General features: G+C 63.5%; 11 protein-coding genes. 7 read left to right on the top strand and 4 right to left on the bottom strand.

The annotated features are described in order from the left end of the window. The first annotated feature begins 113 nt into the window (after positions 1-113). The 7 genes from ACNHGR_RS06895 (at position 114) to ACNHGR_RS06865 (ending at position 8281) form a co-directional block, all read left to right on the top strand. Positions 114-2351 carry a TonB-dependent receptor gene (locus ACNHGR_RS06895; protein ID WP_475284944.1) on the top strand — a complete coding sequence of 746 codons (2238 nt, stop codon included), beginning with the start codon at positions 114-116 and terminating at the stop codon, positions 2349-2351. Positions 2352-2368: 17 nt separating this feature from the next. Beyond that, on the top strand, positions 2369-3601 hold the full coding sequence (locus ACNHGR_RS06890; RefSeq protein WP_475284942.1) for a cytochrome P450: 1233 nt from the start codon (positions 2369-2371) through the stop codon (positions 3599-3601). A gap of 144 nt (positions 3602-3745) precedes the next feature. Beyond that, entirely contained in the window at positions 3746-4492 is a 747-nt protein-coding gene (locus ACNHGR_RS06885) for a helix-turn-helix domain-containing protein (RefSeq protein ID WP_475284940.1), read from the top strand. Beyond that, on the top strand, positions 4489-5955 hold the full coding sequence (locus ACNHGR_RS06880) for an aldehyde dehydrogenase family protein (protein ID WP_475284938.1): 1467 nt from the start codon (positions 4489-4491) through the stop codon (positions 5953-5955). The genes ACNHGR_RS06885 and ACNHGR_RS06880 overlap by 4 nt, the downstream gene beginning before the upstream one ends. Further along, positions 5952-6371, top strand: a complete 420-nt coding sequence (locus ACNHGR_RS06875) for a GFA family protein (protein WP_475284936.1) — start codon at positions 5952-5954, stop codon at positions 6369-6371. Before ACNHGR_RS06880 ends, ACNHGR_RS06875 begins: the two co-directional genes overlap by 4 nt. A 1-nt stretch (position 6372) precedes the next feature. Further along, entirely contained in the window at positions 6373-7164 is a 792-nt protein-coding gene (locus tag ACNHGR_RS06870; protein ID WP_475284934.1) for an SDR family NAD(P)-dependent oxidoreductase, read from the top strand. Positions 7165-7174: 10 nt separating this feature from the next. After that, positions 7175-8281, top strand: coding sequence for an NAD(P)-dependent alcohol dehydrogenase (locus ACNHGR_RS06865; RefSeq protein WP_184265313.1), 1107 nt, complete (start codon positions 7175-7177; stop codon positions 8279-8281). A gap of 85 nt (positions 8282-8366) precedes the next feature. Here the strand turns inward: ACNHGR_RS06865 and budC are convergent, their stop codons facing one another. The 4 genes from budC to ACNHGR_RS06845 all read right to left on the bottom strand — a co-directional run bounded on the left by budC (position 8367) and on the right by ACNHGR_RS06845 (position 13546). Next, the gene (budC, locus tag ACNHGR_RS06860; protein ID WP_475284931.1) at positions 8367-9188 is read right to left on the bottom strand and encodes a meso-2,3-butanediol dehydrogenase; all 822 of its coding nucleotides are present in this window, start codon (positions 9186-9188) and stop codon (positions 8367-8369) included. Between the two features lie 68 nt (positions 9189-9256). Next, positions 9257-11509, bottom strand: coding sequence for a TonB-dependent receptor (locus tag ACNHGR_RS06855; RefSeq protein WP_475284929.1), 2253 nt, complete (start codon positions 11507-11509; stop codon positions 9257-9259). Positions 11510-11649: 140 nt separating this feature from the next. Beyond that, positions 11650-12426 carry an SDR family NAD(P)-dependent oxidoreductase gene (locus ACNHGR_RS06850; RefSeq protein WP_475284927.1) on the bottom strand — a complete coding sequence of 259 codons (777 nt, stop codon included), beginning with the start codon at positions 12424-12426 and terminating at the stop codon, positions 11650-11652. Positions 12427-12430: 4 nt separating this feature from the next. Continuing rightward, positions 12431-13546 carry an Rv3169 family protein gene (locus tag ACNHGR_RS06845; protein WP_475284926.1) on the bottom strand — a complete coding sequence of 372 codons (1116 nt, stop codon included), beginning with the start codon at positions 13544-13546 and terminating at the stop codon, positions 12431-12433. Positions 13547-13563: the final 17 nt, after the last annotated feature.

Raw genomic sequence — 13563 nt, 5'->3', positions numbered from 1 at the left:
TGCCAAATTTGGCGTCAACTCTGGGTAAAGCCTTCCCGCGTCGGCTCGGCTAGGTCTGCCTCATCATAATCGCATCCCCCGCCAACAGGGGGAAAGATGGAGGAGAGGCTATAATGAAGTGCATCACGGGCAAGGCTTTGGCGATCCTGCTGTGCAGCGGCGTGTCGCAGGCCGCGCTGGCGCAGGAGGCCGCAGGCTTGCCCCAGTCGGCGACGGACACCGGCGATATCATCGTCACCGCGCAGCGCCGGTCGCAATCGATGCTGGCCGTACCGCTCGCCATCTCAGCGCTGGGTGGCGAAACGCTCCAGAACAAGGGGATTTCCAATTCCGCTGCGCTGGCGACGGCGGTGCCCAATCTGCAGGTCAGCAGCCCCTATGGCAGCACCCAGCCCAATTTCTCATTGCGCGGCATCAGCGTCGCCAATGAATATAACAGCAATCAGGCCTCACCCGTCGGCGTCTATATCGACGATGTCTACATCGCCGCGCGCACCAGTCACGGCATGGGCCTTTTCGATCTTGACCGGGTGGAAGTGCTGCGCGGGCCGCAGGGGACACTGTTCGGGCGCAATACGACCGGCGGCGCGATCAATTTCATCACCCGCGCGCCCAAGCTGTCCGGCACCAATGGCTATGCCGAACTCGGCTATGGCAATTTCAACACGTTCAAGGCGCAGGCCGCGATCGAAACCACGATGGTCGAGGATGAACTGGGCATCCGCGTCGCCGGCAATTATGAAAAGGGCGACGGCATGCTGCACAATGTCGCGCCGGGCGGCCGGGATTCCAACAGCGTCGATACGGCGCAGGGCCGCGTTTATCTGCGCGTGAAGCCGGGCAATGGTCCGCTCGACATCAAGATCCGCGCCTATGCCGGGCGCGATCGCGGAGCGCAGGCCGCCATTCATGGCCTCACCGGCCCCAGCACACCGGGGCAGGGCTTTTTCGACATCAATGAAAATGGCGTGGGTGAAAACCGTACCGATGCCTGGGGCGTGGCCGCTAATGTCGCGCTGGAACTGAGCCCTACAGTCACCCTGACGTCGATTACATCCTATGACGGCGGCAAGCAGGATTTGCGGCAGGCGGCGGACGGATCGCCACTTAACGTGCTCAACATCAACTGGCGCTCCAATTTCCGCCAATTCAGCGAGGAAGCGCGCCTGAATTATGAGGGCGACAAGTTGAAGCTGGTTGGCGGCGCCTTCTATGGCTGGGATCGTACGATCACCGACAATCGCTTCAACATCGGCAGCGCCCTGGGGCCGGGCGTGGACGGCGGCTTCTTCCAGCATTATCGCCAGACGCGGCGCTCTTACGCTGCCTTTCTTCAGGGCGATTATGACCTGACCGACAAGCTGGTGCTGACTTTGGGCGCGCGCTATACTTGGGACAAGGCGCAATATGGCGACGGCTATGCCTATCTGTTCGCCGGTCCGTTCGGCAGCGCGGGCACGCCGATCGCCAGCACCGTGCCCTGCGCCGGCGTGGCGGGCACCTGCGCCTATGATCCCGCAGCGCGCTACGCGATTGACGGCAGCAACAAGGCGCTGACCGGGCGTGCGGCACTCAGCTATACCTTCGATGGCGGTACGCTGGTCTATGCCAGCTACAGCCGTGGCTATCGGTCGGGCGCGTTCAATGGCGGCGGTTATACTTCGTCGGTCGGCATCACCTATATCGATCCCGAACGGGTCAATGCCTATGAAGTTGGCGTCAAGGGCCGCTTCCTCGACAACAAGCTGACCCTGTCGGCGGCCGGCTTCTATTATGACTATAGCAACCAGCAGGTGCAGGATACGCGGCCCGGCCCGGTGTCCTTCCTGGTCAATGCGCCCAAGTCGGAAGTCTATGGCGGCGAGGTGGAGGCCAGCCTGCGCCCGTTCAATGGCCTCGTCATCAACCTGTCGGGCGGTTATCTCCATGCCACCTACAAGGATCTGACGTTGCAGGACACTGACCTGTCGGGCAACGATCTGCCATTCGCGCCGCGCTGGACGGGGACGGCCGGGGTCGACTGGACGATCTTCGACACAGGCAGCGACAGCTTGATCTTCTCGCCGGTGGTCAATTATTTCAGCCGTCAATATTTCTCGCCCTTCAACGGCATCGACGCGGTGGGCACGGCGCAGGATAATGCGGAATTGCAGCAGAAGGGCTATGCCAAGGTCAATGCCACACTGGCCTGGGCGCATGGACCGTTCCAGCTGCGCGGCTGGATCAACAACGCCTTCAACCGCAAGACCTACAGCTATGGGTTGGACCTGCGCGGCGCGGGGTTCCCCTATAATTTCCTCGTCCCGGCCATGCCACGTACCTTCGGCGTGACCGGCCGGTTCAGCTTCTGACCGTGGGGGGAGCGCCCATGACCGCGACGACCTTCGCCCCGGACCTCAAAGACCCGAACCTCTATTTCGACCGGGCGCCGCACGACCTGTTCGCGCGGCTCCGGGCGGAACAGCCCGTCTACTGGAACCCGGAAACCGACGGGGCGGGGTTCTGGGCGCTCACCCGCTATGCCGATATTGTGGAGGTGTCGCGCAATCCGGGCCTCTTCTCGTCGGCCTATGACAATGGCGGCCACCGTATCTTCAACGAGAATGAGGTCGGCCTGACCGGCGCGGGCGAGGCGGCGATCGGCATCCCCTTCATCTCGGTCGATCCACCGGTCCATACCCAATATCGCAAGTTCATCATGCCGGCCCTGTCGCCGGGGCGGTTGGCGGGGATCGAGGAACGCATCCGGGAACGCTGCCTGTCGCTGATCGAGAAGATTCCGTTGGGCGAGACGGTCGATCTGGTGCCGTTGCTGTCGGCGCCGTTGCCGCTGCTGACCTTGTGCGAACTGCTCGATCTGTCGCCGGATATGTGGGTGAAGCTGTACGACTGGACCAACGCCTTTGTCGGCGAGGATGATCCCGATTTCCGTCAGTCTCCGCAAGCGATGGCGGCGATATTGGGTGAGTTCATGGGCTTTGCGCAGAGCCTGTACGAGGAACGGCGGGCGACACCAGGGCAGGATCTGGCGACCTTGCTGGCGACCATGGAGGTCAATGGCCAACCAGTGACGTTCCAGGAGTTTGTCGGCAACCTCATCCTGGCGCTGGTCGGCGCGAACGAGACGACGCGCAATTCGCTAAGTCACAGCGTCGCCGCCTTTGCCGCCAATCCCGATCAGTGGGATATGGTCCGCGCTGATCCGTCGCTGCTGAAGAATGGCGTGCGCGAAATGGTGCGCTATGCCAGCCCCGTCATGCACATGCGGCGGACGGCGACGGCAGACACGCAGATCGGCGGGCAGGCGATCGCCAAGGGTGACAAGGTCGTGTTGTGGTATATCGCCGCCAATCGCGACGAGAGCGTCTTTCCCGATCCCGGCCGGTTCGACATCAGTCGGGGCAATATCCAGCATCTGGGGTTCGGCACCGGCCAGCATGTATGCGTGGGATCGCGCCTTGCCGAAATGCAGCTGAGGGTGGCTTTCAGTCTATTGGCGGAGCGCGTCGGCGGGTTCAAGGTAATGGCGGCGCCACGCCGATTCCGGTCCAACTTCATCAACGGGTTGAAGAATCTGGATGTGCAGATGGCGCCTGCATGAGGAGAGGATGATGCACCCGCTGCCCCCCCGACCGATGAGGAAATCATTTCCGATGCGCTCGGTCGCGCACCCGATATCCAGCTGGGCGCGGATCATGGTCGCTGGCGTCTGTGCCGCTGGCGCCAGTTCGTTGGCAGCTATACCTTGCCGGCGCTGCCCGACCCGATGTTCGTCGTGCATATTGCAGGCAAGCCCAATGTCCGTACCTGGGAATGGGATGGCTGGAGTGAGACGAGTTCGCTGCCGGGATGCGCCACGATCGTCCCGTCTGGGCAGCCGACCGGATGGCTGGTCGACGGCGAACTGGATGTCGTGACGCTCAGCGTCGCGTCGATGGACCTGCAACGTGCGCCTGCGCTCGACCAGTTCCGGCGGATGCGCTTTGCCTTTTCCGATCCGCTGGGCGTGGCGCTGACGCGGCAAGTGCTGGGCGAATTGTACGCGCCGCAGACCAAGGAGCGGGACATCTATGTGGGGGCACTGGTCGATGCGCTGAAAGCGCATATGATGCGCGGGCCGGTGAGCGCCAGCAGCGCGGAAATTCCGACCGCCGCTTTCTCCTCCTATCGCATCCATGCGATCATGAACGCGATCCTCGAACGGCCAGAAGCAAATCATAATCTGGAGGAACTGGCAGCGCAGGCGGGCATCACGCCGACCCATTTCTGCCGCGTGTTCAAGAAGGCGACGGGCGTGTCGCCGCATCAATATGTCATGCGCGCGCGGCTCGACCGGGCGCAGCAGATGCTGGAACAGTCCGACACGTCGATGGCGACCATCGCCGACGCGCTGGGCTTTACCAGCCAAAGCCATTTCACCCGCGCCTTCCGCCAATTTGCCGGCGAAACGCCGAGCGATTTCCGCAGGCGCCGTCAGGAGACGCTTCAGTGAGTTCCATTCAGGGTTTTGACGGGCTGGTGCTGCCGGAATTGGTGTTGCACGCAGGTGGCGATCGGCTGGCTACCGGGGCGACCATCGCCGATATCGACCCCTGCACGGCGCAGGCCTTTGCCGAGGTGCCGGTCGCCGATGCCGGGCAAGTCGATGCGATCGTTCAGGCGGCGCACCAGGCCTTTCACGATCCGGCCTGGCGCGACCTGACGCCGCTGGCGCGCGAACGGTTGCTCCATCGTTTCGCTGACGCGATCGAGGCGGACCTGCCACGGTTGGCGGCCCTGGAGGCGCTGGATGCGGGCAAGCCGATTGCGGTAACGGAGACGGTCGATATTCCCGCCGCGATCGGCTGGCTGCGGACTTATGCCGGATGGCCGACAAAGCTGGCGGGGCGGGCGGGAACATTGTCCGCCACGCCGGGCCAGTGGCATGTCTATTCGCGGCGTGAACCGATCGGGGTGGTGGCGGCGATCACCCCTTGGAATTTCCCGCTGGTGCTGGCGATGTGGAAGATCGCACCGGCGCTGGCGGCGGGATGCACCGTTGTCCTCAAGCCCGCGCCGGAAACGCCGCTGTCGGCGCTGCGACTGGTGGAACTGGCGCGACAGGCGGGGTTGCCGGATGGCGTGCTGAGCGTCGTGACCGGTGATGGCTCGACCGGCGCGGCGCTGGTGGAGCATCCACTGATCGCCAAGGTCGCCTTCACCGGATCGACTGCGACGGGGCAGGGGATATTGCGCGCGTCCGTGCCAGACCTGAAGCGCGTAACGCTGGAACTGGGCGGCAAGTCACCGTCGATCATCTGCGCCGATGCCGACCTGTCGGTCGCGATTCCGCAGGCGGCGATGGGCTGCTTCTTCAACAGCGGGCAGGTCTGCTATGCGGGCACGCGGCTCTATGTGCATCGGTCGGTCTATGATGAGGTGGTCGATGACATCGCCGCCTTTGCCGCCGGTTTGACGCTGGGACGCAGCGCGGATCGCACCACCGCGCTCGGCCCGTTGATCAGCGCGCGCCAGCATGAGCGGGTGTCGGGCTATGTCGAGCGGGCGCTGGCGGCGGGGATAGAGGCGATGTCCGCCAGCGCTGGTCTGCCCGGCGAAGGCTACTATTTCGCGCCGACTGTGTTGCGTAATGTGCCCCGCGATGCGGAAGCGGCGCGGGAAGAGATATTCGGCCCGGTGCTGGCGACGGCGCCCTTCGATAATCTGGACGAAGCGATCGATCTGGCCAATGACAGCCCCTATGGTCTCGCCGCCCATGTCTTTACCCGCGACCTGGCGACCGCGCACCGCACGGCGGCGCGGCTGGAGGCGGGCACGGCATTCGTCAATTGCGTGATGCTGGCCGACCCGGCTTTCCCCTTCGGCGGCATGAAGATGTCCGGTATCGGCCGCGAAAATGGCAGCGAGGTGCTGGACGCCTATCTGGAACCCAAGACCGTGGTGGTGGCATTATGAGTGACGCAAATATGCATGAAGGCGGCTGCCTGTGTGGGCAGGTGCGCTACGCATTTTCGGGTGATCCGATAATGACGGCCATCTGCCATTGCCGCCATTGCCAGAAACAGTCGGGCGCCCCCTTCTCGCTGGTGTGCGTGGTGGCGGATGAGGCTTATCGCGAAAGTGGCGAAACCCGCATCTATGAGGATCGCGGCGAAAGCGGGGCGGCGGTCTACCGCCATTTCTGCGCGACATGCGGGTCGCCGATCCGGTCCATGGCCGCCGCGCTGCCGGGGCTGACGATCGTGAAGGCCGGGACGCTGGACCGGCCCGCCCCATGGACCCCAGCGCTGGAAGCCTATTGCGACAGCGCCATTGGCTGGATGCCCCCCATCACCGACCAGCGCTTTGCGCGGTCCAATATCGGAGAATGAGATGAGCAAGCTGGATGGCAAGACCGCCTGGGTCACGGGGGCGGGATCGGGCATCGGTCGCGCGATCGCGATCGCACTGGCGGAGCAGGGCGCCAATGTCGTGCTGGGCGACATCAATCCGGCTGGGCTGGAGGAGACGGCCGGGTTTTGCGGTGGCGCGGCAATCCTGTCGCTGACGCAGGACGTCACCAGCGAAGCGGCATGGGCGGATGGCGTAGCGGCGATCGGCGACCGCTTTGGACGGCTCGACATATTGGTCAACAATGCCGGCATCATGATGGCCGAGCCGTTCGAGCAATCGCCGGTGGAGACGCTGCGCCGCCAGCAGCGCATCAACGTGGAAAGCGTCTATATTGGCATGCAGACGGCGCTGCCGCTGATGCACCAGACCATTGCGGGCGGGGCGAAAGGCGCATCGATCATCAATATCGCGTCGGTCTATGGCATGGTCGCGGGCGCGCAGTTCGCCGCCTACAGCGCGACCAAGGGCGCGGTGCGATCGCTGACCCGCGCCGTCGCGTTTGAACTGGCGAAGACTGGCATTCGCGTCAATTGCGTGCTGCCGGGACCGGTGCAGACCAACCTGGGAGCCGACTGGGAGCCGCCCCGTGACGAGACGGGGGCCTTGATCCCGCCCGAAGTTGCACTCGCGGCATGGGCGCAGCTTATCCCGATGGGGCGGCTGGGCGTGGCGCAGGATATCGCCCCGCTCGTGGCCTTCCTGGCCGGCGACGATGCCGCTTTCATCACCGGCGCGGAGTTCGTTGCCGATGGTGGCTATACCGCAGCCTGAAGGAACGGACATGGACAGTATCGCCGCCATCGCTCACGCACCGCATCAGCCCTTTTCGGTTGAGCCGATTGCCATAGAGCCGCCCCGGCCCGGCGAAGTGTTGGTGCGGATTGCCGGGGTCGGGCTGTGTCATACCGATCTGGTCGCGCGGGATCAGTTCATCCCGATCCCGCTGCCCGCCGTGCTGGGCCATGAAGGGGCTGGCGTCGTTGAGGCGGTGGGAGAAGGCGTGACCAAGGTCGTGCCCGGCGATCGGGTCGTGATCGGCTTTGCCAGTTGCGGCCATTGCGCGCGGTGCGAGGAGCATCTCCCCTCCTATTGCCGCGAATTTCCGGTGCGCAACTATGCCGGAACGCGGATGGACGGCAGTTCCGGGCTGCGGCAGGGCGATGCCACGCTGTCGGGCCATTTCTTCGGCCAATCCTCCTTTGCTGCGCACGCGCTGGCGCAGGAGCGCAATGTCGTCAAGATCGAGGCGACGGACGTGCCGCTGGAACTGCTCGGTCCGCTGGCTTGCGGATTCCAGACCGGGGCCGGCGGGGTGATGCGCTCGCTTGCCTGTCCGGCCGGGTCTACCATCGCGATCTTCGGCGCCGGGCCGGTGGGGCTGGCGGCGGTGATGGGCGCTGTGATCCAAGGATGCGCGACGATCATCGTGGTCGAACCGGTGGCCAGTCGGCGCGACCTGGCGCTGTCGTTGGGCGCGACCCATGTCATCGACCCGGCGGCAGAGGCGGTGCTGCCGGAGGCAATCCGTGTGATCGTGGCGGACGGGGTGGAGTTTGCATTCGAGACGAGCGGGCGAGAGGCGGTGGTGGAGGCTGCGCTGGCGTCGCTCGGCAGCCATGGCCTGTTGGGGTTGGTCGGGGTGCCGCCCAAGCCGGAGAGCAGCCTCTCCATCAATCTGGCTGCGCTCATCACCTATGGCCATCGCATCCATGGTATCATCGAAGGCGACAGCGACTTGGACAGCTTCATCCCGGAATTGGTGCAACTGTATCAGGCGGGGCGCTTCCCCTTCGATCGGCTGATCCAGACTTTCCCGCTGGCGCAGATTAACGAAGCAGTGGAGGCGCAGGCGCGGGGCGATTGCGTGAAAGCGGTTCTGATCCCCTGAAATTCCCGTTCGCTTCGAGCGAAGTCGAGAAGCGGGGCACTACAGGTTTCTCGGCAAGCTCGAAACGAACGGAAGGAAGTGGTTTTTATCGACGAACAAAGGAATCCGCCTGCGTCAGATGGCTTTCTCCGCCCAGCAGGCGGGTGAAGTTGGGCAGGCCGGTATGCGCCGCGCCGCCGCCGTCGACCACCAGGTCATGACCATTCACATAACTGGCATCGTCCGATGCGAGGAAGGCGATGGCGGCGGCGATCTCCCGCGGTTCTGCGGGGCGGCCAAGGGGGAGGGCGTCGCGCCATGCCGCCATCACCTGCGCATTGCCGGTCAGGCCGGTCGCCAGCGGCGTGCGGGTCAGGCCGGGGCTGAGGCTGTTCACCCGGACGTGGGGCGCGTGATCCAACGCCATTGCCCGGCTGAGGTTGATGACCGCTGCCTTGGCCGCATTATAGGCGGCAAAGCCATAATCGCCGCCCGATCCCGATACCGACGCCACATTGACGATGCAGCCGCGCGCCCGTGCCAGATGGGGCAGGGCATGGCGGCAAGCCCACATGACCGCGTCGAGGTCTATCGTCATCACCTCGCGCCAATGGTCGAGGCCGATGTCCGCGATCGATCCGAAGGAGCCAATGCCGGCATTATTGACCAGTATGTCGATGCCGCCCAGCTTGTCGGCAGCGGTTGCGATCAGCGCCTCGACCGCGTTCAAATCCATCATGTCGACCTGAGCTGTTGTTAGCGCGTCGGTTGGAAGTGACGCCGTCAGTTGCTCAAGAGCGTCAGGCCGGATGTCGGCTGCCAGCACGGCGGCGCCGTCTTCCAGAAAGCGGCGCACGGTCGCCTCGCCGATACCCGATGCGCCGCCGGTCACGATAGCGCGCTTGCCGGTCAGTTTGCCATTGCTCATCCCGCTGTCCTTCCAACATGAAAACGGGCCGCTTCCTGATGAGGAAGCGGCCCGTACGATACACCTGCTCAGAAATTGTAGCGGGCGGTGATGCCATAGGCGCGCGGCGGGGCGTGCAGCATATAGTCGTAGCCAAAGGCGTCGCGCAGGTTGAGGCCGTACATGAACATCTTCTTGTTGAAGAGGTTGGTGGTCCACAGGCGGATCGCCAGTTGCTCGCTTTCCCAGCCCAGTGTCGCATTCACCCGGATATTGCCCGGCGCGTGCAGGTTGGTGTTCCCGGCCTTGTCGTTGAACGGCGAGAAATATTGCTTGCTGGTGTAGATGAGGTTCGGCGAGAAGATGATGCTGCCGCTACCCAACTGGCCCAGCGTCCAGTCCGCCCCGGCATTGATCGTGATCTTGGGCGCATTGGGCAGGTAATTGCCGTCCAGCACAGTGCCCGACAGGGTCAGCTTGTCATAGGTAGCGTCCAGCCAGGTGAAGGAGAAATTGGTCTTCAGGCTGGAGACGAAGCGGGTGTTGAATTCCAGTTCGAACCCTTTGATCGTGGAGCCGGGCGCCGAGCGGATGAAGCCCGTCGTGCCGATCACCTCGTTCAACTGCTGGTTCTTGTAGTTGGTGAGGAAGGCGGCGGCGGTCAGGTTGGCGCGATTGTCGAACAGGCGCGCCTTGGTGCCGACTTCATAGGCCTCCACCTTTTCCGGCGGTACGAAGTCGATCGGGTTGCCGGCATAGAATTGGCTGGAGAAGGAACCCGCGCGATAGCCGCGGCTGTAATTGGCATAGACCATGGCGCCGCTGTCGAATGTGTAATCGACGCCGATCTTGCCGGTCAGGCGGCTGCTGGAGCGGCTCTTGCTGGCCTCTGGCGTGATGACACCGGCGGAAGAGATCGTGCCATGGGTGAAGGTGATGGATGCCGCATCCGGGTCTGCCGGATCGAAATCATAGCCGCCGAAAGAGGGGGAGGTTGCCGGGTCGGCGAACTGCGTCAGGAAGCTGTAGGAGTCGTAATGACGGCTCTTGTCCTTGGTGTAGCGCAGGCCCAGCGTAAAGCCCAGATTGTCGCCCAGCTTCTGATTCAGCTGTGCAAAGGCGGCATAGCTTTTGCGCGTCTGCTGGTAATGCTGGTAGAAATAGAGGATCTGGATCAGGCGATATTTGTCGACATTGTCGATATGGTCCCAGCCATAATAGACGCCCGCCTGCAAATTGGTCCCGGCATTGTTATAGGCGAGTTTTACCTCCTGGTTGAACTGCTTGTAGGTATCGCCATAATTGGTCTGGAGGTGTCCGACGACGGGTGTGCCGGAGCCTTCCTGCGTGAATTCCTGCTTCGACCAGTCATAGGCGGTCAAGGTCTGGAGCGAGAGGGCGTCAGTCAGCTCGTAGTTGAGGTTGAACTGCACCCCGGCATTCTTGACGTCGTTGAAGCCGAGGTCGGGCTGGTTCGTTTCGAAGAAGCTGAGATTATCCTGCGCCCGATCATAGCCCGACGTGCCGTTGGTCAGGTGATAGGCCGCGGCCTGTGTCGGCTTGCCCTTCGACCCGGTGAATTTCAGCATCATGTCCAGCCGCTCGGTCGGGCGGGCACGGATGATGAGACGCCCGGCCAGGCTGTCGCGGCTGTTGGCATCGGGCTGGCCTGGGAAGATATTCTTCACGAACCCGTCCGCCTCGACATAATTGACCGATGCGCGGAAGCCCAGCACATCATCGACCAGCGTGCCTTCGATTGCGGCCTGTCCCTTCACCTCGTTGAAGCGACCATAGCCGCCTTCGACATAGCCGCGCGTGCCCGATTGCAGGTTGGGCTTGACCGAGATGAAGTTGATCGCGCCGCCGGTGGTATTGCGGCCATAGAGTGTGCCCTGCGGTCCGCGCACCGCTTCGACGCGCTCCAGATCATAAAGTTGCAAGCCGTGCATGGTACGGGCGGACAGATAATTGTCGTCGGTATAGACGCCGACCGGCGACACCTGATTGGCGCCATATTCATTGCCGACACCGATGCCGCGCATGGTGAAGTTGGGCTGCGCTTCGCCAAAGGCCGACGTGACTTGCAGCGAAGGGACTGCAGCGCTGAGCGCGAAGGTCGAGTTGGCGCCCTGTCGCTGGAGATCGGTGGGGGTCAGCGCGGTCACGGCGACCGGCACCTTCATCAGCGATTCCGACTGGCGCTGGGCGGTGACGACGATGTCCTCCAGCCCGACATTGGGCTGGGCCTGCGGCGCCTGTGGTTCTTGCGCAAAGGCAGGCGCACCGGCCATGGCCAGCGCCAGCAGCGCACACGATGTATGGAACTTATGGTTCTTCATCATTCCCCTCCTATATTGTCTTTGTTGGGTTGACCGCCTGGGGCGGTTCGCTTTTGTCCGAAGCTTCCTCTTCCGTTAAATTCTCGTCCAATTGCGATTGGCGGCCCATTCATCGGCATGGACGATGGACCGCGCAAAGTTCATTCGATCGGCACCTGCGTCGGCTGGCCGGTGGCCGCCGTTACGCCGCCATCGGCCACGACGATCGATCCGTGCATGTAGCTGGCATCATCCGACGCCAGGAAGGCGACGATCGACGCCATTTCCTCCGGCGCGGCAGGGCGCTGGGCCGGGATCGACTTGAACCAGTCCTCCAGCAATTGCGGGAAGGCCTTGAACGCATCGGTCGCAGGCGTCTCGACAAAGCCGGGGCAGAGCGCGTTGATGCGGATATTTTCGCGGGCATGATAGGTGGCCATGGCGCGGGTCAGATTGATGACCGCGCCTTTCTGTGCGCAATAGCTTGGGTAGGCGCCGTCGCCCGCCAGGCCGGATATGGATGCGACGTTGACGATGATGCCGCCGCCCTGCTGGCGGAACCGGTTCACGGCCCCGCGCGACAGAAAGAAGACGGAGTCGAGATTGACCGCCGTGCTGCGCCGCCATTCCTCCGTGCTATGATCGGGGATCAGCGCCACCGCTGCCTTGGCGGCATTGTTGACCAGGATGTCGAGCCGCCCGAACAGCGTGACCGCCCGCGCCAGCAGCGCCTCGCAATCCCCTTCCTCGCTCACATCGGCGCGCAGGAAATGGGCGTTGGGCGTGTCGAGCGCCGCCAGCGCATCGGCCCCGCGCCCTTCATCCTGCCCGCAGAACAGCACATGAGCGCCTTCGTCCAGCAGCCGGCGGACGATGGCGAGGCCGATCCCCGCCGATCCGCCGGTGACTATGCAGGCCTTGTTATCCAGCCGCGCCATCGCCCTATTCCTTGTCCCAGCGGCTGATATCCATGCCGCTCGTGACACCCAGCGGCGCATAGGCGCCCAATATCGCCTGTTCGAACACGCCGACCGACTTTTCCTGGCTGCCGTCGGGGTTGGTGAGCGTCAGGTGCGACAGGCGCTGAACATGGAAATTCTGCATCGCCATCGGATCGAGATCGTCGACCGTGAAGTCCTCGCGCTCCACCCGCAGCGGCATGCCATGATAACGGCCATGGAACCATTCGGGATGGAAATAGCCGATGCCCTTCATCTGCATCCGGTGGAATGGCTTGAACTCGACCGTATAGGGGCCAGTACCATAATCGACCGTCAGCGTGCCGCTTTCGGGCCAGAGCGTGCCGGGTTGCAGCACCGTGTCCAGCGTGCCTTCTTCCGTCTCCAGAAACGCCTCCGGCCCGGCACCATCAGGGCATAGGACCGAGCGCCGGTTCCAGACATGGCCGTCCGGCTCCGCGGCGATGTGGAAGAACAGGCTCTTGCTGGCAAAGTTCAGCGGGGTCCATTGCCAGAAATAGCCCTGCGGCGATTCGGGCACATTGGGCTGCGGATCGGACAGGCCGATCGGGCGGATGCCCCAGCTGCGATCCCGTGTGCCCATGGCGTTGGGCGACAGGTCGATGCGCCGGCCGTCTATGCTGATCCAGCCCGACCAATGGCCATTCTGGGTCAGGCGCGTGTAATCCAGAAAGCCACGCTTGCCCACGCGTCGGGTGAAGCGCGGTTCCTCGATCGGGAAGGCGCGGCCGGTGATGGTGAGGTCGGCGGCGATGCCGTCCTGCTCCTCGACCACGAAGCGCAAAGTCCAGAGCGGCTTGGGCACTTCCAGCCGCATCGGGCCGATGCTCATGTCCATGCGGTCGGTCAGGATGCGTGATCCGCGCAGGCAATATTGCTTGCCCTCGACCTGTATGGAAATGCCGCAGTCGGTGACGTTGAGATGCGGATAGGTGCCCATGCCGATCAGGAAGAAGAGCGACCCGTCCGGTTCGAAGCCGTTGAACCAGTAGCGGTCGTAGAAATTCCGGTCCGTGCCCGAATAGCAGATCGGTTCGGGCGTCTGGTGGATCGGAAAATCGTCGGCGGCTGTCAGCATCTATTCTCTCCGTCTAT

The sequence above is a fragment of the Sphingobium sp. RS1 genome (genome assembly GCF_056156825.1).
Note: the sequence above shows the minus strand (reverse complement) of the source record. Positions and strands in the feature narration are given on the sequence as shown.

Bases quoted from the DNA above. Each gene is read 5' to 3' on its own strand.
- ACNHGR_RS06870 (WP_475284934.1), top strand. From the start codon at position 6,373: ATGAGCAAGCTGGATGGCAAGACCGCCTGGGTCACGGGGGCGGGATCG.
- ACNHGR_RS06855 (WP_475284929.1), bottom strand. From the start codon at position 11,509: ATGAAGAACCATAAGTTCCATACATCGTGTGCGCTGCTGGCGCTGGCC.
- ACNHGR_RS06890 (WP_475284942.1), top strand. From the start codon at position 2,369: ATGACCGCGACGACCTTCGCCCCGGACCTCAAAGACCCGAACCTCTAT.
- ACNHGR_RS06845 (WP_475284926.1), bottom strand. From the start codon at position 13,546: ATGCTGACAGCCGCCGACGATTTTCCGATCCACCAGACGCCCGAACCG.
- ACNHGR_RS06875 (WP_475284936.1), top strand. From the start codon at position 5,952: ATGAGTGACGCAAATATGCATGAAGGCGGCTGCCTGTGTGGGCAGGTG.
- ACNHGR_RS06895 (WP_475284944.1), top strand. From the start codon at position 114: ATGAAGTGCATCACGGGCAAGGCTTTGGCGATCCTGCTGTGCAGCGGC.
- ACNHGR_RS06850 (WP_475284927.1), bottom strand. From the start codon at position 12,426: ATGGCGCGGCTGGATAACAAGGCCTGCATAGTCACCGGCGGATCGGCG.
- ACNHGR_RS06865 (WP_184265313.1), top strand. From the start codon at position 7,175: ATGGACAGTATCGCCGCCATCGCTCACGCACCGCATCAGCCCTTTTCG.
- budC (WP_475284931.1), bottom strand. From the start codon at position 9,188: ATGAGCAATGGCAAACTGACCGGCAAGCGCGCTATCGTGACCGGCGGC.